The organism is Chryseobacterium sp. TQ-BC-N36, from assembly GCF_058382295.1.
In genome coordinates this window covers 4,354,951-4,376,389 of sequence record NZ_CM178175.1, presented here as the reverse complement: position 1 = coordinate 4,376,389, position 21,439 = coordinate 4,354,951, and the positions used below count along the sequence as shown (strand labels likewise).

Genomic DNA, 21,439 nt, shown 5'->3' with positions numbered 1-21,439 from the left:
AAAGCCTTGAACCTTTATCCTTTTTATAATCTTCAGTATTATGAACCTCAATGATCTTCAAAACATAAGCGACGGTTTTAAAAACACTCAGAGAATGCCTGTTTTATTTCTTGGACATGGTTCGCCTATGAACGCCATTGAAGAAAACCAGTTTGTACAGGGTTTCCGGAAAGCGGCCTCAGAAATTCCTAAACCTAATGCTATCCTTTGTGTGTCTGCTCATTGGTATACCGATGGTACTTTTGTAACGGCTATGGATATGCCGAAAACTATCCACGATTTTTATGGTTTTCCCAAAGCACTTTTTGATGTACAGTATCCTGCACCGGGGAGTCCGGAACTGGCCAAAGAAACGGCTGAACTTCTTTTACCTGTTGATGTAGAGGAAGACCACAGCTGGGGACTGGATCATGGTGCCTGGTCAGTCATTAAACATATGTATCCTGACGCCGATATTCCTGTGATCCAGCTGAGCATTGATTATACAAAGCCTCCGCAATATCACTATGATCTTGCCAAACGACTGAATAAACTTCGTGAAAAAGGTATTCTGATCATCGGAAGCGGAAATATCGTTCATAACCTCCGTCTTATCGACTGGAAAAATATAAACACAGTGGGAGCCGGATGGGACTGGGCTGTTGAAGCACGGGAAAAAACAAACAACTGGCTTCTTGATGGTGATTTTCAGAATATTATTGATTATCAGAAACAGGGAACTTTTCTACAGTATGCCGTACCTACACCTGATCATTATCTGCCTTTACTGTACACTTTAGGCCTGAAGGATCAGTCTGAAGAGCTTACTATATTTAATGATGAACTTATTGGTGGTTCGCTGAGTATGACAAGCGTAAGGATCGGATAAAATTCTTCTTTTATGATCACTAAAAGTTTAGTAATATTGTTTACCATGAAAATAATATTACTATTTTTTTTGCTTACCTCTTCCGTTTTTTACGCACAACTGGTCAAAGGAACAGTAGTGGATGATGCCGGACGCAGAATAACCGGAGCCAACATCTATCTTGATGGAACTAAAACAGGGACTGTTTCAAAAGAGGACGGAAGCTTTATACTGAATCTTTCTACCCAATACGGAAATATCGTCTTCCAAAAAGATGATTATGAAACTTTTACAGTCGGCGTCTCCGAGGTGATTAACAAAACATTAAAGGTGGTAATAACCAAAACAAACGCTATTGAAGAAATAAGATTAATTCCTTATACTTCGGAAGCTTATCGGAATTATATCAATTACTTTCTGGACACATTTATAGGCAATAACCGTGAAGAAGTGAAAATCAAAAACCAAAAATCTTTAAAGTTTTCCTATGATAAAAAGAATAAAATTCTAAAAGTTAAAGCACCCAATATTTTAATTATTGAAAATAAAAAACTGGGGTATGAAATCAACTATGACCTGATCAGTTTTTCTGCCGATTTCAATTCTAAAATGGTTAGTTATACCGGAACAAGTTTTTTTAAAGAAATCAAAGCGTCCAATACGGTAAAGCTCAACCGCATGAATGCCTACGAGGGCAGTCTGCTTCATTTTTTCAGAACGATCTATGATCATAAAATTGCTGAATCAGGATTTATTGTCAATCAGGTCGTTAGGATTCCCAATCCACAATATCCTTCTGAGGAGCAGCTGAATACTTTAAAAAATTACCTGGAGCTGGTAACCCAGCCTGACTTTAATAATTTCCCTGAAAATATCAAAGAAATTGCCCGCAAGAAAAATGCTCAAAGTCAATATATGCTGGCAGTTGTAAAAACAAAAATTCCCGATTCGGATTATGTTAAAAGATCCAACGGGCAGGTTTTTCTCCAATTTAAAGATATTCTTCAGGTCAATTATTCGAAGTTTTACTATGAACTTAAAGGAAAAGAATTTATTAAAAGAAAAAATCAGAATGTATTATCATCATTCCTTCATTCTGATGACGAACCCTTTGAGATTTCAAAGGAAGGAAATATTACCACACCTGATCAGCTCATCAATGAGGGTGACTTTTCCAAAAATAAAATTGAAAACATGCTTCCTCTTGATTATCAATTAGGAGATTAATCGTAGAAAACCATTTTGATATAAAAAAATAAAAAGGAAATATCTCAGTGAGATATTTCCTTTTTATTTTCATATTCTTATTTACTGTACTGCTTTTAAAGCGTTGATATTTCCATAACCGTAGCTTGAATTTACATTGGAATAGTAGGTGGCAGACTGTCTCATTTTAGTAAGCACCTGCTCTCTTGTCCAAGATGGATTTTTAGACCAAACCAGTGCTGCGATCCCTGCTGTAGCTGCCGTAGCCACCGAAGAGCCACCCACATAATCTGCCTGTCCGTTGTAATAGCTTAAGACAGGAACCGTATTTCCTGAAGGTCTTTCCATCTGGAAGGTAAAATCAATCTGGCTTCCTGAATGACATACATCACATTTCTGATTGGATGTATTCTCTTTTACTCCTGTAATCGCCTGTGTTTCCGACATTGACGCAGGGAAAATAACCCCAACAAAATTGGTAAAACTGGTAGAAGTTCCGCCTGCACAGAAAATCAGCTTGCCTTTAGAATAAGCATATTTGACACCATCTTCAATTTTTCCTACCGAAAATATATGCCCCATCGACATTGAGATAATCTTTACATTCGTATTATTGCCCAATTCTGTGAAAGCCGTTTTTACAGCGGTTTGTTCACTGGAAGTTTCCAATACAACATTTTCTGCTGCCCTGTAAGCAATCAGATTGGCATTATAAGCCACACCTACCGGTAATCCTGCATTATTTCTCGGAGCCGCCATTACAGAAGCCATTTTGGTTCCATGTCCGCATTGATCTCCCGATCCATCCGAATTATACACTCCGAATTTACTGATCGTTCTTCCTGAAGAAGCTCCGTTGTTAAAGCTGCTGCCCAGTAAAGTCTGTTCCGGAGAAACCCCGGTATCAATAAGTCCAATAGTCACTCCAGCTCCTGTACTGTAGTTCCAGGCTTCAGGAATATTGTGCTTAGTAAAAGCCCATGGAATTTTTGCACTTGGTGTTGTAGAAGTATAATCTGCCGTGCTTAATGTTGCAGAAGAAAAACCACAGCCTGACGAGCCGCTTCCGGAAGATTTTGCAGCGGTATTATACTGGGCTTCAAATTCAAAATAATGATAATCCGCCGGCTCTACGTAACGGATGTTTTTCATTTGCCTGAGGGCAGTAATCGTTTCCTCATTTTCAATGACAACATCCATCTGATTAAGATATTGATCTGAAAGGATGAGAAAATTTCTTTCCTCTTTTCCTTCATATTTTTTGATCACAGACAGCACTTCTTTTTCCATATCGCTGCTGCTTGGAGATTTGCTTCTGTCAAAGTCATCCTTAGAAGCCCCGAAACCAATCGATACCATTTTGTTTCCACGGAAAATAGCACTCCATACAAAATGATCAGATTCATTTTTCCAATTAAAAGTACCATCCGTTTTTATGGCCTGATTGATTCTTTCATTAATCTGTTTTGCAGTCAGTGGATCTTTCTGCATCATTTCTGTTTTTACATTTTCACTCTGAAGTTCTTCTCTGGAACACGAATGAAGGGCAAAAAATATTGCCAGGAGGAATACAGTTTTTTTCATATGTTATTATTTTGGTTGGAACCACAATATAACACTTTACTGAGAATTAAAAACTTTTAAACAAAAAATTTACCATTACATGAATATTAATTAATTTAATACAGCTATGTAGCTTAAAAATTATAATACTTTTTCATAGCAGACACTTTGCTCAACTCCGGCGTATTGCCCATAGTTTGGGATCCTGTAAAATCCGTTTTTTTCATATACGGAAATTGCATTTTTCAAATCCCGGGAAGTTTCCAGTACTGCTTTTTTAAAACTCAATTCTGCTGCCCATCTTTCGAGTTCTTTAACAATAGCTGAGGCCAGTCCTTTTTTTCTGAAGTCCGGATTCGTAAACATTCTTTTTATTTCAACTGTTTCTTCTGACAATGGCTTGAATGCTCCACAAGCCGCCGGAATATCATCAATATAGGCTACAACACAGTTCTTAATGGTATCAATTTTATTGAACTGAGCAAAGAAACTATCATTTTCACCATTATGCTCAGATAAAGCAGCATCGAGGGATTTTACAAGGTTCTGAAAATCTGTATGGGCAGAATCTGTCCTGAATATGTGCATATTTATTTGATTTAGAGATTTAAAAATTGAAGGATTTAAAGATTTGTGAAAACAAAAAGCTCCCTTTCGGAAGCTTTTGATGTATTTAAATTAGTTGACAACAAATTTTCTTTCATTGATCAGCTCTGCGATCGCCAGCATATCTTTACCGATCAGTCTGTCATCTTCAAGCTTTGAAACTCTGGAACGAAGAATCGCAAAATTTTCTTCAATAATTTTAGAACATTTGGCAGGTCTTCTGAATTCCAGTCCCTGTGCAGCAAACATCAGCTCAACAGACAGAATATTCACAAGATTTCCAAGAACCTGATTGAATTTTCTTCCTGAGATACTTCCCATAGAAACATGATCTTCCTGGCCTAAACTTGTAGGAATAGAGTCTGCTGATGCAGGGAAACATAATGTTTTATTTTCTGTAACCAAGGCAGCTGAAGTGTACTGAGGGATCATAAATCCGGAATTTAAACCTGAGCTTTCCGTCAATAATCTTGGAAGTCCATATTTTCCTTCCAATAATAAATAACTTCTTCTGTCAGAAATATTTCCTAATTCCGCAGCAGCCAATGTAGCATAGTCTAAAGGCAGTGCCATCAGTTGTCCGTGGAAGTTTCCTCCTGAAATAGATTCTTCGGCACTTAAGACAATCGGATTATCTGTAACAGAGTTCAGCTCTGTTTCTGCCATATTTCTAAGATGTTCAAAAGCATTTCTGCTGGCACCATGAACTTGCGGTACACATCTCATTGAGTAAGGATCCTGAACCCTTTCACAATCTTCGTGAGCTTTCAAATTTTGAGACCCCTTAAGAAACTTAAGCATTCTTGCTGCTACTTTTTTACTTCCTTCAAAAGGTCTGATATCGTGCAGTTCCTTTTTGAAAGGGCTTGCCGAACCTCTGTAAGCTTCAATACTCATAGCAGCAGTCATATCTGCAAGGTCTAATAAATATTCAAATTTTTCAAGTCCTTTGATTGCATGAGCAAGGATAAACTGAGTTCCGTTGATCAATCCCAACCCTTCTTTAGGCCCTAAAGCCAATGGTTCAAGGTCATGTTTCTTCAGAACCTCCATAGTATCTGACACCTGCTCTCCTTCCCAAACCTGTCCTAATCCCAGTAATGGCAGTACCAAATGAGCTAATGGAGCAAGATCTCCTGATGCCCCTACAGACCCCTGCTCAGGGACTACCGGAATAATATCTTTTTCCAACATCAGGATCATTCTTTCAATCACTTCCAGAGAAACTCCGGAAAATCCTTTCGAAAGAGCATGAACTTTAGCAATCATCATGATTTTGGAAAGCTCTTTATCAATAGGTTTACCCACTCCTACTGCGTGAGAAATGATCAGATTATATTGTAGCTGGGCGGTTTCGTCAGCTGAAATTTTAGTATCACATAATGGTCCGAATCCTGTATTGATACCATATACACATCTGTCGGACTCTACTATTTTTTGTACGTTTTTCTGAGATTTTAAGATCTGTTCTTTTGCTGCTTTGTTAAGCTTTGCTTTATTGGGTTTTTTACAGATTTCCAGGACATCGTGGAAAGTAAAAACATCTACTCCGTATATCATTTCTAAAAATTTCCTTAAAATTACACATTTAACAATAATTGGAAAAGCTAAATTTCAATCTTCCATTTTTTTGTAAACAAACAAATTAATTTACTACTTTTGGCCCCGAAAATTAAAACCAATATACATGAGAATGAAAACTCTACTGCTTGCTTTATGTATTGCAGGAACAACCGCTTTTGCACAACAGAAAGTAAAATATTCTAAAGAGGAAAGAAAAGAAATGAACCGTTATCTGTTTAACGAAGGTTTCAACACCGCAACGGATAAAAAAGTTTCCACAATTATCCTAAAAGATAATACTGAACATCAGGGATACAGCAAATCGTGGGAAAAACAAAAAGGGCAGATTCTTTCCATCACCATTGAAGATGTTGATACCAGAAAGCCTATGAAATTTGCAGCAGCAGATATTGCTGAAATGTTTCTGTATGCGACTGAGACTGAAAAATCTATGAAAGCAGCCAAGTTTATTTCAAATATGAGGAATTACAGTACTAAAAAATACAGTAAATCCGTAACTGATGACGCCATTCCATATGAAAACCAGATTGTCTCTTTAAAGAACAAAAAAGAACCCAAAGCTTTTCTAATGCAGGTGATCAATCCTGAGTTCAACGAACTTATTACCGTTTATCATGATCCATTTGCTTCAGAAACTATTTCTACCGGGTTTGCCGGTGCTCCTGCATTTGGCGGTGGTGTTATTAAATCTTATTATATAAGAAAAGGTGATAAAGTAATGTGGCTGCACAAAGATGATTTCGAAGACAACTATGATTTTCTATTCGGAGATAATGTGGAATTTATGAAAAAATATCCTAAAAACTCTGTGGAATGGAATTATCTGAGCTTTCTGATCTATCAGTATACTGAAATGAGTCACGGATAAAATACACAATTGTCATATTAAAACCTGTAGAATCATCTGCAGGTTTTTCTTTTTAAAATAGGGAAAGTTTCCTTAATTTTGTTGTATGAATCCTTCTTTAGAACTACAGCTCAAAACCTTACCATCCGAACCCGGCGTTTATCGTTATTATGATAAAAACGAACATCTTTTGTATGTGGGGAAAGCTAAAAATCTGAAAAAAAGGGTTCTCTCCTATTTCAACAAAAACCTTTCCGGATACAGGATCAAAATTATGGTCAGTAAAATCCAGAGGCTTGAAACGACGATCGTAAACAGTGAATATGATGCCCTGTTACTGGAAAATAATCTGATCAAGGAGCATCAGCCGTTTTATAATGTCATGCTGAAGGATGATAAGACTTATCCGTGGATCTGTATCAAAAATGAAGATTTCCCAAGAATTTTTCTGACCAGAAATGTGATTAAAGACGGATCAGAATATTACGGCCCTTATGCAAAAGTACGCCCAGCAAAGATATTACTGGATACCATCAAACACATTTATAAACTCAGAACCTGCAACCTGAATCTTTCTCCGTCAAAGATTGCTGAAGGTAAATATAAAGTATGCCTGGAGTATCATATCAAAAACTGTGAAGGTCCGTGTGAAGATCTCGAAAGTAAAGAAGATTATGATGAAAAAATAGATGCTATACGTGGGATCATTAAGGGAGACTTCCGGAAAGCGAAAGATTATCTTGTGAACCAGATGATGAAACTGGCTTCCAATCTTAAATTTGAAGAAGCGCAGATCATTAAGGAAAGACTGGATATTCTTGAGGATTATCAGGCTAAAAATACGGTAGTTAATCCGAATATTGATGATGTGGATGTCTTCGGAATGACCAGTGATGAAACCGCCGCCTATATTAACTTCTTTAAAATCAGAAACGGAAATATCATCCAGAGTTTCACGACAGAAATCAAAAAAATTCTTGAGGAAACGGATGAGGATATTATGGAGGAAGCATTGATTGAAATCCGCCAGAAGTTTTCATCTGATTCAAAAGAAGTTCTTCTTCCCTTCCATTTGTCTGTAGAAATTCCCAATGTAAAATTGATTGTTCCAAAGGTAGGAGACAAAAAAAGAATTGTAGAACTCTCTGAAAAGAATGCCAAAGAATACCGCCTGGAAAAACTGAAACAGGTTCAGATTGTAGATCCTGAAAGACATACCAACAGAATCATGGCCGAAATGCAGAAACTTCTGAGAATGCCTGTAGAGCCAAGACATATTGAGGGTTTTGACAACTCAAACATCCAGGGAACCAATCCTGTATCAGCCTGTGTCGTTTTTAAAGATGGCAGACCGAGCAAAGCCGATTACAGAATTTTTCATCCGAAAACAGTAGAAGGTCCAAATGACTTTGCAACCATGGAAGAAGTCATCTACCGGCGTTATAAAAGGATGCTTGATGAAGGAGAAAGTCTTCCCCAGCTGATTCTGATAGACGGGGGAAAAGGGCAGCTGTCTTCCGCTGTAAAAAGCCTGAGGTTACTGGGACTTTACGGAAAAATTACCATCGTGGGTATCGCCAAACGTTTGGAAGAGATTTTCTTTCCTGAAGATCCTATTCCCTTGTATCTGGATAAAAAATCTGAAACATTGAAAATTCTTCAGCGTGTACGTGATGAAGCCCACCGGTTTGGGGTAAAGCACCACAGGACAAGAAGGAAAAATTCTACTATCAAATCCGAACTGGAAGAAATTCCCGGTGTGGGAGAAAAAACCATTGAGATGCTTCTGTCTAAATTGAAGTCTGTAAAACGCATTAAAGAAGCCAGTCTGGAAACCCTTGAAGAAATTTTGGGGAAAAGTAAAGCTAAAATCATCTGGGATTTTTTTAATGTCAATTGATTAATATTGGCATTAAGTGTTGGTTATTTTAACAAATAAGAAGTATAAAATTTCATTTACATTTTCCATTTACCAACTTGGGACAAAAACTAACATTTCATTCAATACAAAGAAAATATAATAATAAAAAATATTAATAAACAAACATTTTATTAAAAAAATACCATTATATATATTTTTTTCGTAAATTAGTATTATCAACTAATACCAATTATATGATGAAAACTTTTCTCATTTTGTAAATCTTTTATTTTTTTATCTTCCACCGTGGATAATAAAATTATTACGATATCTACTGAATATTGTTCCCATAGCAATTATATTTTTTTTGAAAAATAGAAAAACACATCAATATATATACTGTAAAAGGCTCTTTTTTAAGAGCCTTTTATACATATTGTTTCCTTTATCTTTTTAGATTATTTCGCTGTAAATACTTCTTTGGCATACTTTCCATCTGCCTGTGGAATATCTATTACAATGTTTCCATTTTCAAAATATCCAATAGTAGCACTTCCATCAGCAAGCTTTACAATGAAAACAGAATTCTTGGAAGTTGATCTAAAAACTGCAAATGGTACTGAACTACCAGATTTTGCAAGAATAAACTGGTTAGGATCAAGCTGTATTTTCTGAAGGTCTAGTTTTCCATTCGAGTAATTACTAGCTTCTGGAGTTGTTGCAGATATTGAAGAAACAACGGTCTCAGAGGCTGTACGATGTGTATTATTATTAGATGCTGGTAGTAGTAGCGTAACAGGGTTAGAGATCGGGATTTTAACCAATGCCTCCTTTAGTGCATCCTGCAACCCATCTTCAAACTCTTTAATTTTTGAAGCTCCCCGAGACTCTAAAATCATATTATTGTTACAATCTTTAAACTGTACTATTAATTTATTTCTAAACAGACTTTTATCGTTAATAACATCAGCACTTACCACATTACAAAAATTACTTTTAGCTTCTGTAGGCCAGTCATCTTTAATTATTGGAAGTAGTATATATTTTTTACCAGTTAAAGCTTTGGTAAAAAAGTTTTTTAAACCATAATCTTCCCTAAACGTTTCAAATTTTTCAGGAACTGAAACGTATTTATAATCTGAAACCTTTTGTGCAAAAGACATTGTTGAACATATGGCCAACATACATATTGATATCTTTTTCATTTTTTATAATTTTAATCGTTTCTGAATGCTCCCATATCCAATTTTAGTGAGAAGAAGTTGGAATAAAAATTAGATCCACCTATTCCTGAATTCGTAATAGCATAATCCAGGGTAAGTCCTCTGTATCTGATTCCAAGACCGGCACTCGGTTGAAAAGAAACTTTTCTTTTAAGATCCTCTATATCTGTAATCGACTGAAATCTATTGATCCCTAATCTCACAAAAATCATTTTCTGATATCCCAATTCAGCTCCGGCATATGGACTGATGCTGGCAAAATCTGTTGAAATCAATGAAGCAGTTTTGGCGAAATCTACATTCAGACCAGCTTCTGGCAAAACGTACACACTGCTGTTGATTTCAAATAATTTACTGGCACCCACATTCAGCTTGGGCATGGTAAGTTCCATTTTATCTTTCGGTGCAGGGTTGAATTCTTCACCATTGACAACTGTTGAAAGTTCTTTCTGATTTACACTCCAGAAGTTTACCGTGGTAGTAATATCACGAACCATTCCTCCAAACTTCCAACCATTATCTGCTTTATAAATTGCTCCTACATCAAAACCAAAACCATAGCCATTCGCAAATTTCCCTACATTTCTATAGACAATTTTTGCGTTTACCCCAACATCCAGTTTGGGATTTCCTCCTGGTCTGAAGGCATAGGAAAGGATGGCTGCATAATCAGATTGGGAAAACTTTGTAATTTTATCATAATCAATATTCCCTTCAGAATCAATCATCTGAGTGGTATTCAAAATATTGTCTACTCCAAGTCTTACTACTGAAACACCAAAAACGCCTTCTTCAAGGACCTTTGCATAGGCCAGATAATCATATTTTGCAATGGATTCAAAGTATTCTGCGTGCATTGCAGCTCCCTGCCAATCTCTTTCCACAGACATCAAACCTGCCGGGTTCCACATTGGAGCGTACACATCATCCTGATTGGAAATAACAGCACCTCCCATTGCAAGACCTCTTGCTCCTGCTCCGATATTTAAGAATTCATTGGAATATTTCCTGATGATCTGAGATTGAGAGAACCCAAACAGCAGAGAAAATGCAAGTAAAAAATATTTTTTCATCATATAAATTTGATGCTTAGTTTAAGTTTTTATTTTTTCTGGCTTTAATTAAACCATTTGCAATGATTGCCAGTATCATAACACCTGAAGCTATATAAAAAACAGGGCTCATATGTTCTGATTCCCCAAAGATAAAAAAAGCTAGTATAATTCCGTAAACAGGTTCCAAATTAACTGTTAAAATTAAAGTAAAAGGTGATATATACTTCATTAATTTCACTGATTCCAGCATTGGAAAAGCAGTGAAAACACTGGCTAACAAGCATATTAACGCCAGATCTCTGTAGTTTATTTCATTCATCTGAAAAATTTGGCCTGTAAGCAGATAAAATATCATTAAAATAAACCAACCACAGAAGATTTCATAAAAAATAATGTTTCCGGAACTTGTTTTACCAAACATTTTACCATTAAATACAGAAAAAACAGTTCCAAATACTGCACAAAGAATTCCGTAGATAATACCTTCCTTAAAATGGAATTCGGTTTTAAAGATTAATAATATACAAGCTACAATAACAGTTCCCATTACTACTTCTGATATATCAATTTTTCTTTTGAAAATAATGGGTTCCAGGATTGAGGCAAAAAGTGTAGATAAGGAAAGACAGCTCAATGCTATGGAAACATTGGATACTTTAATAGAATAAAAAAAACAATACCAATGAAGTGCCATTGCAAAACCTATGGCTGCCAACTGAAAAAATATTTTTTTCGAAACTTTTATACTTTCTTTTCTAAAAACCCGGATAAATACAAAAAGAAAAACAGCAGCAAAGAGCATCCTGTAAAATACAAGGATCTGAGCATTGGCATGAATCAATTTTCCTAAAATTGCAGTGAAACCCCATAAAAAAACTATTAAATGCAACCTGAAAAGTGCCAATTTATGCATACCCTATCTCCTTTTAATTTTTACCCTGCAAATTTACAAATCACAATCGCAAATATTGATAAAAAGATAGGTTTAATTTAAAAAATAAAGTTATAACACAAAAAACCCTGAAAATTTGTTAAACTTTCAGGGCCTTCAAATAATAAACTATTAAAAAAATAAACTAGGAACTTAGAGTATTTTGCAGAGAATATCACCTCTGTTACTCTAGTGTAAAGTTAGAAAAAATATAAATTATTTAAAAATATTTTTTAGTTAAAAATTTCACAATTTCCTATAAACCAAACTATTAAACATCTGTTTTACTTCTCATTTGTATTCCTCATAAAAATAGTATCTTTAAGCGTAAAAAATTGAAAATTTTATGGACATCGAATTCAATAAACGTGAAGATCAGAACAGACTAAAATTATCTGAAATAAATCGCTTACTTACTGAGATAAAAAAAGGAGGGGGTGAGAAGAGGCTTCAAAAGCTTCGTGATGAAGGAAAAATGACAGCAAGAGAAAGAATAGATTATCTTCTCGATAAAGATTCTGATTCCATAGAAGTAGGAGCATTTGCAGGATATGACATGTATAAGGAGCACGGGGGATGCCCTAGCGGAGGAGTTGTAGTAGTTATCGGCTATGTTTCCGGAAGACAGTGTATTATTGTTGCCAATGATGCTTCTGTAAAGGCTGGTGCATGGTTTCCTATCACAGGAAAGAAAAACCTCAGAGCTCAGGAAATTGCTATGGAAAACAGACTTCCGATTATTTATCTGGTAGACTCTGCTGGGGTTTATCTGCCAATGCAGGATGAAATTTTCCCTGATAAAGAACATTTTGGAAGAATATTCAGAAATAATGCTAAAATGAGTTCTATGGGAATCATTCAGATTTCGGCTGTTATGGGCAGTTGCGTTGCTGGAGGAGCTTATTTACCGATCATGAGTGATGAAGCTATGATCGTAGATAAAACAGGTTCTATTTTCCTTGCAGGAAGCTACCTTGTAAAGGCTGCTATCGGGGAAAGTATAGATAACGAAACATTGGGTGGTGCTACGACCCAATGCTCTATCTCAGGCGTTACCGATTATAAAGCGAAAGATGACAAAGATGCCCTGAATAGAATTAAAAATATTATGAAATCTATCGGAACCACAGAAAAAGCAGGTTTTGACAGAATAGAAAGTTTCCCGCCAAAAGAGAATCCTGAAAATATTTTTGGAATTATGCCGGTTTCCAGAGCTGAGCAATATGACACCTACGAAATTATCAAATGCATTGTAGACAACTCCGAATATGAAGAATACAAACCGGATTACGGTAAAAGCATTATCTGTGCCACAGCAAGAGTTGATGGTTGGTCTGTAGGTATTGTTGCTAATCAGAGAAAACTGGTAAAAAGCGGTAAAGGAGAAATGCAGTTTGGGGGAGTGATTTACTCTGATTCCGCAGATAAGGCAACCCGATTTATTGCGAACTGTAATCAAAGAAAAATCCCTTTAATATTTCTACAGGATGTTACCGGATTTATGGTAGGTTCCAAGTCAGAACATGGCGGTATTATCAAAGACGGAGCTAAAATGGTAAATGCAGTTTCCAATTCTGTAGTTCCTAAATTTACTATTATCACAGGTAATTCTTATGGGGCAGGAAACTATGCGATGTGTGGAAAAGCTTATGACCCGAGATTAATTGTAGCATGGCCTTGGGCAGATTTAGCCGTAATGGGAGGAGCACAGGCCGCAAAAGTCTTGGCTCAGATCCAGGAATCAACATTAAAAAAACAAGGAAAGGAAATCTCCGAAGAAGAGCACAACGAAATTCTTGATACAATTTCAAAGAAATATCAGAAACAAACTGAAGCAACTTATGCCGCGGCAAGATTATGGACTGATGCGATCATCAATCCTGCAGATACACGAAAATGGATCTCTATGGGAATTGAAGCCGCTAATCATTCTCCTATCACTGAGAAATTCAACTTAGGAGTCATTCAGGTCTGAAAGAATTTATACATAAAAAATAAAAACAGCGGTCTCAAATTGAGATCGCTGTTTTGTTATTACGTGCAGTACTTTATTTTATAAGTAAACTTTTTTAAAAATTTCAGAAGCTTTGTCCCGCTATCCATTCCTACTCCTCGCGCCAGGGCTTGTTTTCCTTGCTAATCCCAGTGCTTCCACCTCCTGCTGCGGGGTAACCATTCCTATCGGGGCTAGAAGTGAGTGAATGAATGATGAGTGATAAGTTATAAATGATGTGACGAGATTCGGGATACGGGTTCCGTGGTTATAGATTCCTGAGCTTTGGATTGGTAGTAGTAAGAAAGTAATAAAGTTACACATCGTGAGTTATAAATCCCCTCTGTATCAATGCCCTTACTCCTATTCCAATTGGGGTCATAAAGCATCCCTTCAAAATTGTACTGTGTTTCAACTAGCCACTTTCTTTTCATTTGTATTGGATTCTTTCCTACTGTGTCATTCCGCAGGAATCCAGGCTGTTTTATTAGAGTTTTAAACGATTTAAAAGGGTAAAAGTAATACTTGTGTTATTTTCTAATACTTTGTTTAGACTCCTACGGAGTGACAATGGGGTATGTGATGAATGATGAGTGTTAATTGATAATTGATTGATGTATCCTTTATCATTCATCAATTATTACTCATTACTTATTGCTCATTGCTTATTGCTTATTGCTTATAAGTCAGGTATACAACAAAAAAAATCCTTTATCGTCATGATAAAGGATTTTTAAAAATAAAATAAAAACTGGCGGCGGCCTACTCTCCCGCGTTAGCAGTACCATCGGCGCTGGTGGGCTTAACTTCTGTGTTCGGAATGGGAACAGGTGAGCCCCACCGCTAAAACCACCCTAAAGAAGGTATATATTGTAAAATGTCAGTTGTATTATCTACAATGTCGTTACATTATACTTTGTACATATTACATTTTACAAGTTTTAAGCGATAAAAACTTTCACAAAGACAAAACCTTTACTGCGCATAAAGTACTTGTCATTTTTTATAAATTTGATATAGCAACCATAGACTATAAATCTACGGGTAATTAGTACTACTCGGCTATGACATTACTGTCTTTACACCTGTAGCCTATCAACGTCGTCATCTACAACGACCCTTAAAAGATGTCTCATCTTGAGGCGAGTTTCGCACTTATATGCTTTCAGTGCTTATCTCTTCCAAACGTAGCTACTCAGCGGTGCACCTGGCGGTACAACTGATACACCAGAGGTTTGTTCAATTCGGTCCTCTCGTACTAGAATCAAGCCCTCTCAAACATCTAACGCCCGCAATAGATAGAGACCGAACTGTCTCACGACGTTCTGAACCCAGCTCGCGTGCCACTTTAATGGGCGAACAGCCCAACCCTTGGGACCTTCTCCAGCCCCAGGATGTGACGAGCCGACATCGAGGTGCCGAACCTCCCCGTCGATGTGAGCTCTTGGGGGAGACTAGCCTGTTATCCCCGGAGTACCTTTTATCCTATGAGCGATGGCCCTTCCATACGGAACCACCGGATCACTATGTCCTGCTTTCGCACCTGATCGACTTGTAGGTCTCACAGTCAAGCACCCTTATGCCATTACACTCTACGCACGGTTACCAAGCGTGCTGAGGGTACCTTTGAAAGCCTCCGTTACTCTTTTGGAGGCGACCACCCCAGTCAAACTACCCACCACGCAATGTCCTTCTGAAAGAAGTTAGGCTCCAAGTAAGTAAAGGGTGGTATTTCAACGACGGCTCCACAAACACTAGCGTGCCTGCTTCAAAGCCTCCCACCTATCCTACACATTACTTACTCAAAGTCAATACGAAGTTATAGTAAAGGTTCACAGGGTCTTTTCGTCCCATTGCGGGTAATCGGCATCTTCACCGATACTACAATTTCACCGAGCTCGTGGCTGAGACAGTGCCCAGATCGTTACACCATTCGTGCAGGTCGGAACTTACCCGACAAGGAATTTCGCTACCTTAGGACCGTTATAGTTACGGCCGCCGTTTACTGGGGCTTCAGTCAATGCCTTCGCTTACGCTAAGCACCTTCCTTAACCTTCCAGCACCGGGCAGGTGTCAGACCCTATACAGCATCTTTCGATTTAGCAGAGTCCTGTGTTTTTGATAAACAGTCGCCTGGGCCTCTTCACTGCGGCCACCATTGCTGATGGCGTCTCTTCTTCCGAAGTTACGAGACTATTTTGCCTAGTTCCTTAGCCACGACTCACTCGAGCACCTTAGGATTCTCTCCTCGACCACCTGTGTCGGTTTTGGTACGGGTTGCTTCACTTCGGCTTTTCTTGGATCAGATTACTCTACAGCAGCTTCGCCCGAAGGCTAGGCCTTGACTATTCCGTCAGTCTCCAGCAGATACATCCAACCGTCCCCTTTTATTGTGAGCAAGTCAGGGAATATTAACCCTGTATCCATCCACTACCCCTCTCGGGTTCGCGTTAGGTCCCGACTAACCCTCAGCTGATTAGCATGGCTGAGGAAGCCTTGGTCTTTCGGTGAGCAGGTTTCTCGCCTGCTTTATCGTTACTTATGCCTACATTTTCTTTTTCTATCCGCTCCACAATACCTCACAGTACTGCTTCGGCGCAAATAGAATGCTCTCCTACCAGATGTATAAATACAAATCCATAGCTTCGGTAATATGTTTATGCCCGATTATTATCCATGCCGGACCGCTCGACTAGTGAGCTGTTACGCACTCTTTAAATGAATGGCTGCTTCCAAGCCAACATCCTAGCTGTCAATGCAGTCCAACCGCGTTGTTTCAACTTAACATATATTTGGGGACCTTAGCTGTTGGTCTGGGTTCTTTCCCTCTCGGACATGGACCTTAGCACCCATGCCCTCACTGCCGACGAACATTTATTAGCATTCGGAGTTTGTCAGGAATTGGTAGGCGGTGAAACCCCCGCATCCAATCAGTAGCTCTACCTCTAATAAACTTAACATCGACGCTGCACCTAAATGCATTTCGGAGAGTACGAGCTATCTCCCAGTTTGATTGGCCTTTCACCCCTACCCACAGGTCATCCGAAGACTTTTCAACGTCAACCGGTTCGGTCCTCCACTCTGTGTTACCAGAGCTTCAACCTGCCCATGGGTAGATCACAAGGTTTCGCGTCTAATCCTACTAACTCAGCGCCCTATTCAGACTCGCTTTCGCTTCGGCTCCGGTACTTAATACCTTAACCTCGCTAGTAAAATTAACTCGTAGGCTCATTATGCAAAAGGCACGCCGTCACAGCTTTATGCTGCTCCGACCGCTTGTAGGCGTACGGTTTCAGGTTCTATTTCACCCTTCTATTCGAAGTGCTTTTCACCTTTCCTTCACAGTACTTGTTCACTATCGGTCTTTCAGGAGTATTTAGCCTTGGAGGATGGTCCCCCCATATTCAGACAGGATTTCACGTGTCCCGCCCTACTCATTTATCATCTAATTATGCCTTTCGAGTACAGGATTATCACCTTCTATGATTGTTCTTTCCAGAACATTCCTCTAAACATAAATAGACTTTTGGGCTAATCCGCTTTCGCTCGCCACTACTTACGGAATCTCTTCGATTTCTTTTCCTCCGGGTACTTAGATGTTTCAGTTCTCCGGGTTTGCTCCTCTTGCGAGGTGACATGTCTTCAACATGCCGGGTTGCCCCATTCGGATATCTGCGGATCAATTCGTGTGTGCCAATCCCCGCAGCTTTTCGCAGCTTACCACGTCCTTCGTCGCCTCTGAAAGCCTAGGCATCCGCCATACGCCCTTAACGATTTCTTTCCTATTGGTTACTCAAGCGCTTTATGCGCTCGGTTTTCTCTTTGTGATGTCTTTACCGTTAATGTCAATGATCTTAATGTCTTCTTTTCCTACTGATGAACAGATGTTGTTGTTGGCTCCATCCGTAACTTTTAAATCAGTATTCCAAAACTGTGGAGAATAAGGGAGTCGAACCCTTGACCTCCTGCGTGCAAGGCAGGCGCTCTAGCCAGCTGAGCTAATTCCCCCTCTAGGTTGATTTGAGATTTCAGGTTTGTGATTTGATATTCATACATAACGAATTTCAAATTTCAAATTTCCAATTTCAAATCACTTAATTAGTAGTCTCGGGCAGGCTCGAACTGCCGACCTCTACATTATCAGTGTAGCGCTCTAACCAGCTGAGCTACGAGACTCTGTTAGATTTGAGATTCATTATTTGATATTTGATATCCTAAACTTCAAATCTCGAAATTCAAATTTCAAATTCTATAATCTCTTGTCTCTCTATCCCTTTACTAATTTCTAGTGGGTGTTTTATTTTTATATAACCAACCAAACAAAAAACTAAAGCTATACTTTAAGTAAGTATTATGTATCTTACGATACTGATTTTGTTTAACGTCCAAAGACGCTCTAAAATGAGATGTTCCAGCCGCACCTTCCGGTACGGCTACCTTGTTACGACTTAGCCCTAGTTACCTGTTTTACCCTAGGCAGCTCCTGTTACGGTCACCGACTTCAGGTACCCCAGACTTCCATGGCTTGACGGGCGGTGTGTACAAGGCCCGGGAACGTATTCACCGCGCCATGGCTGATGCGCGATTACTAGCGATTCCAGCTTCATAGAGTCGAGTTGCAGACTCCAATCCGAACTGAGACCGGCTTTCGAGATTTGCATCACTTCGCAGTGTAGCTGCCCTCTGTACCGGCCATTGTATTACGTGTGTGGCCCAAGGCGTAAGGGCCGTGATGATTTGACGTCATCCCCACCTTCCTCTCTACTTGCGTAGGCAGTCTCACTAGAGTCCCCAACTTAATGATGGCAACTAGTGACAGGGGTTGCGCTCGTTGCAGGACTTAACCTAACACCTCACGGCACGAGCTGACGACAACCATGCAGCACCTTGAAAAATGTCCGAAGAAAAGCCTATTTCTAAGCCTGTCATTTCCCATTTAAGCCTTGGTAAGGTTCCTCGCGTATCATCGAATTAAACCACATAATCCACCGCTTGTGCGGGCCCCCGTCAATTCCTTTGAGTTTCAAACTTGCGTTCGTACTCCCCAGGTGGCTAACTTATCACTTTCGCTTAGTCTCTGAAGCTTGCGCTCCAAAAACGAGTTAGCATCGTTTACGGCGTGGACTACCAGGGTATCTAATCCTGTTCGCTCCCCACGCTTTCGTCCATCAGCGTCAGTTGTTGCTTAGTAACCTGCCTTCGCAATTGGTGTTCTAAGTAATATCTATGCATTTCACCGCTACACTACTTATTCCAGCTACTTCAACAACACTCAAGACCTGCAGTATCAATGGCAGTTTCACAGTTAAGCTGTGAGATTTCACCACTGACTTACAGATCCGCCTACGGACCCTTTAAACCCAATAAATCCGGATAACGCTTGCACCCTCCGTATTACCGCGGCTGCTGGCACGGAGTTAGCCGGTGCTTATTCGTATAGTACCTTCAGCTAGATACACGTATCTAGGTTTATCCCTATACAAAAGAAGTTTACAACCCATAGGGCCGTCGTCCTTCACGCGGGATGGCTGGATCAGGCTCGCACCCATTGTCCAATATTCCTCACTGCTGCCTCCCGTAGGAGTCTGGTCCGTGTCTCAGTACCAGTGTGGGGGATCACCCTCTCAGGCCCCCTAAAGATCGCAGACTTGGTGAGCCGTTACCTCACCAACTATCTAATCTTGCGCGTGCCCATCTCTATCCACCGGAGTTTTCAATATCCATCGATGCCGACAAATATATTATGGGGTATTAATCTTCCTTTCGAAAGGCTATCCCCCTGATAAAGGCAGGTTGCACACGTGTTCCGCACCCGTACGCCGCTCTCAAGATCCCGAAAGATCTCTACCGCTCGGCTTGCATGTGTTAGGCCTCCCGCTAGCGTTCATCCTGAGCCAGGATCAAACTCTCCATTGTATGTTTGTCTGACTCACTCAAAGTTTTTAACGCTTTAGTTTTTCCTTACTTGGTTGTTATATTGTATGTCAATGATCTTTATATCTTTCGCTTTTTACGAAGCTATCTCTCTGTCAGTGTCGCTCCGTATTTGCGAGTGCAAAAGTAAAACTTTATTTCTTAATGACCAAATGTTTCTAAAGAAAATTTTAAAGTTTTTTAAGTAACCTTAATTCCTTTACCAAACCTCAATCATCCTACTCCTGCGCTCCCTTAATTGGGACTGCAAAGATACAAACTCTTTTTTATCTCACAACTCTTTTTTTAAAAAAGTTTAAAGTTTTTTCGCCTGTCTCTTTTTTGAAGTAATAATGTTTTTGCCCATCTAAAGGCTCTCCTGCGCTACTGATCTACTCTCGTTTTCAGTGGGGCAAAGATAGCAACTTCTCATAACGCAAAACAAGTTTATTGAACTTAAATTTTATATCAAATAACCTATTGTGGATAAATTAAAGATTTAACTAATTGTTTTATTTATACTTACATAATTACCAATACTTATCCACAATAGGGAATTGTCTCTTTGAAAGAACTCCGGCAGGGTTTGGGCATAATATAACAGGTATTTTGATATGTGTTAGAGGTACTATTATATATTGCATTGTGCTTTGTAAGTTTGGGCTGAAGCCAATGAAGATATTTAATTCATTTGATTAGACTCAAGAGAATAGAGTGAGGACAGGCCTTCTGCTTATCATATATATTATAATTACAGAGGAGAACAGCTATTGCTTATAACAATCACCCACCATTGTAATATTGGCCCCCTGCCCTAGCCCCGATAGAAACGGTTACCCCGCAACAGGCGATGGACTCTTAGGCTACGCCAGGTAACAGCATTGGCGTGAGAAGTATGAGTGGATAGCGGGAAACAGCTCCTGATAGAGTTAAAGGGTTTGAGAGTGGAAATGGAAAGTTTATATTGGCAATAATATGAAATGACTAACTGTTTTCAAAGGAATGATCAGAAAAAACGTCTGACGAATATCTTATAAGCATAGTAGCCTAGGAGACACCCGATGGTATCTGCTACGATATCCAGTGTTTCCATAGATCTGCCCAATCCCATTTCTTCCTGTAGAATTTCGGTAAGGAAGGCATAAAGAAGGATGGTCTGAAAAAAGTATGCAAATTTTATTTTAGGGAATGTAGCAATAAAAAAGAAACCTAAGGCTGCAAATATACTTAAATGCAGAACTTTGTCGATACCGGTGAACATAAACCAATATTCATGGTTTTCTTCTCCCGGCTTGAGAAGCATATAAGTAAGAAATGCCCAATAAATGGGCAAAATCTTACTGAATATTTTTGAAATCTTATCCAATGATCGCTTTGTAATCATCTGCAGAAAGTAACTCTGACTGATCTGCTCCATCAGCAATTTCCAATTTGATAATCCATCCGTCTCCATAAGGATCTGTATTCAACAATTCAGGTTGGTCTTCCAGGTCTGAATTGAATTCAATAACCTTCCCTGAGATAGGCAAGAATAGATCTGAAACAGTCTTTACCGCTTCTACACTTCCGAAAACGTCTCCTCCATTAAGCTCATCGTCTAGAGTATCTACGTCTACATATACGATGTCTCCAAGTTCTCCCTGAGCGAAGTCTGTAATACCGATTGTAGCAACGTTACCTTCGATCCTGATCCATTCGTGATCTTTGGTGTACTTTAATTCTGATGGTGTGTTCATTTTTAAATTTTTATTTTGTACAAATGTATTCAAAAATATAGTAGCTTCAAATATTGGATATAAAAAAAGTCCTT

General features: G+C 38.8%; 13 protein-coding genes, 2 tRNA genes and 3 rRNA genes. 5 read left to right on the top strand and 13 right to left on the bottom strand.

The window, feature by feature from the left end:
* Nucleotides 1-40 precede the first annotated feature (40 nt).
* Together ygiD and AC3FI7_RS19675 are read left to right on the top strand one after the other, a co-directional pair.
* The gene (gene ygiD / locus AC3FI7_RS19680; protein WP_491460739.1) at nt 41-868 is read left to right on the top strand and encodes a 4,5-DOPA-extradiol-dioxygenase; all 828 of its coding nucleotides are present in this window, start codon (nt 41-43) and stop codon (nt 866-868) included.
* Between the two features lie 45 nt (nt 869-913).
* Entirely contained in the window at nt 914-2,074 is a 1,161-nt protein-coding gene (locus AC3FI7_RS19675; RefSeq protein WP_491460738.1) for a carboxypeptidase-like regulatory domain-containing protein, read from the top strand.
* An 81-nt stretch (nt 2,075-2,155) separates the two neighbouring features.
* Here AC3FI7_RS19675 and AC3FI7_RS19670 read toward each other — a convergent pair whose 3' ends face one another.
* The 3 genes from AC3FI7_RS19670 to hutH form a co-directional block, all read right to left on the bottom strand.
* The gene (locus AC3FI7_RS19670; RefSeq protein WP_142724278.1) at nt 2,156-3,637 is read right to left on the bottom strand and encodes a S8 family peptidase; all 1,482 of its coding nucleotides are present in this window, start codon (nt 3,635-3,637) and stop codon (nt 2,156-2,158) included.
* Between the two features lie 120 nt (nt 3,638-3,757).
* Complete coding sequence (locus tag AC3FI7_RS19665; RefSeq protein WP_491460737.1) at nt 3,758-4,204, bottom strand: GNAT family N-acetyltransferase; 447 nt, start codon at nt 4,202-4,204, stop codon at nt 3,758-3,760.
* 90 nt (nt 4,205-4,294) lie between these two features.
* The gene (gene hutH / locus AC3FI7_RS19660; RefSeq protein WP_491460736.1) at nt 4,295-5,782 is read right to left on the bottom strand and encodes a histidine ammonia-lyase; all 1,488 of its coding nucleotides are present in this window, start codon (nt 5,780-5,782) and stop codon (nt 4,295-4,297) included.
* A gap of 133 nt (nt 5,783-5,915) precedes the next feature.
* Between hutH and AC3FI7_RS19655 the strand changes: the two genes are divergently transcribed.
* Both AC3FI7_RS19655 and uvrC read left to right on the top strand, forming a co-directional pair.
* A complete protein-coding gene (locus AC3FI7_RS19655; protein ID WP_491460735.1) occupies nt 5,916-6,674 on the top strand; it encodes a hypothetical protein in 759 nt (252 codons plus the stop codon).
* Between the two features lie 85 nt (nt 6,675-6,759).
* Entirely contained in the window at nt 6,760-8,553 is a 1,794-nt protein-coding gene (gene uvrC, locus AC3FI7_RS19650; protein WP_491460734.1) for an excinuclease ABC subunit UvrC, read from the top strand.
* Nucleotides 8,554-8,972: 419 nt separating this feature from the next.
* Here the strand turns inward: uvrC and AC3FI7_RS19645 are convergent, their stop codons facing one another.
* From AC3FI7_RS19645 to AC3FI7_RS19635, 3 genes are read right to left on the bottom strand one after another with little or no spacing between them, the layout of a single operon-like run.
* Entirely contained in the window at nt 8,973-9,719 is a 747-nt protein-coding gene (locus AC3FI7_RS19645) for a hypothetical protein (RefSeq protein ID WP_491460733.1), read from the bottom strand.
* An 11-nt stretch (nt 9,720-9,730) separates the two neighbouring features.
* Nucleotides 9,731-10,813 carry a putative type IX sorting system protein PorV2 gene (locus AC3FI7_RS19640; RefSeq protein WP_142724284.1) on the bottom strand — a complete coding sequence of 361 codons (1,083 nt, stop codon included), beginning with the start codon at nt 10,811-10,813 and terminating at the stop codon, nt 9,731-9,733.
* A 13-nt stretch (nt 10,814-10,826) separates the two neighbouring features.
* Nucleotides 10,827-11,705 carry a DMT family transporter gene (locus AC3FI7_RS19635; protein WP_142724285.1) on the bottom strand — a complete coding sequence of 293 codons (879 nt, stop codon included), beginning with the start codon at nt 11,703-11,705 and terminating at the stop codon, nt 10,827-10,829.
* A gap of 364 nt (nt 11,706-12,069) precedes the next feature.
* Here AC3FI7_RS19635 and AC3FI7_RS19630 point away from each other — a divergent pair, with 364 nt between their 5' ends.
* Nucleotides 12,070-13,698 carry an acyl-CoA carboxylase subunit beta gene (locus AC3FI7_RS19630; RefSeq protein WP_491460732.1) on the top strand — a complete coding sequence of 543 codons (1,629 nt, stop codon included), beginning with the start codon at nt 12,070-12,072 and terminating at the stop codon, nt 13,696-13,698.
* 767 nt (nt 13,699-14,465) lie between these two features.
* On the opposite strand, the gene rrf is transcribed toward AC3FI7_RS19630, so the two are convergent.
* The 7 genes from rrf to gcvH all read right to left on the bottom strand — a co-directional run bounded on the left by rrf (nt 14,466) and on the right by gcvH (nt 21,365).
* A 5S ribosomal RNA gene (gene rrf, locus AC3FI7_RS19625) occupies nt 14,466-14,573 on the bottom strand.
* A gap of 171 nt (nt 14,574-14,744) precedes the next feature.
* Nucleotides 14,745-17,497, bottom strand: a 23S ribosomal RNA gene (locus tag AC3FI7_RS19620).
* Nucleotides 17,498-17,650: 153 nt separating this feature from the next.
* Nucleotides 17,651-17,724 (bottom strand) — tRNA-Ala (locus tag AC3FI7_RS19615).
* A 94-nt stretch (nt 17,725-17,818) separates the two neighbouring features.
* Nucleotides 17,819-17,892 (bottom strand) — tRNA-Ile (locus AC3FI7_RS19610).
* Between the two features lie 223 nt (nt 17,893-18,115).
* A 16S ribosomal RNA gene (locus AC3FI7_RS19605) occupies nt 18,116-19,632 on the bottom strand.
* The 16S, 23S and 5S rRNA genes sit together here with 2 tRNA genes alongside, the layout of an rRNA operon.
* A 1,003-nt stretch (nt 19,633-20,635) precedes the next feature.
* Nucleotides 20,636-21,013, bottom strand: a complete 378-nt coding sequence (locus AC3FI7_RS19600; RefSeq protein ID WP_142726080.1) for a VanZ family protein — start codon at nt 21,011-21,013, stop codon at nt 20,636-20,638.
* Nucleotides 20,988-21,365: a glycine cleavage system protein GcvH gene (gcvH, locus tag AC3FI7_RS19595; protein WP_142726081.1), complete on the bottom strand. Its 378-nt coding sequence runs from the start codon at nt 21,363-21,365 to the stop codon at nt 20,988-20,990. The genes AC3FI7_RS19600 and gcvH overlap by 26 nt, the downstream gene beginning before the upstream one ends.
* Nucleotides 21,366-21,439: the final 74 nt, after the last annotated feature.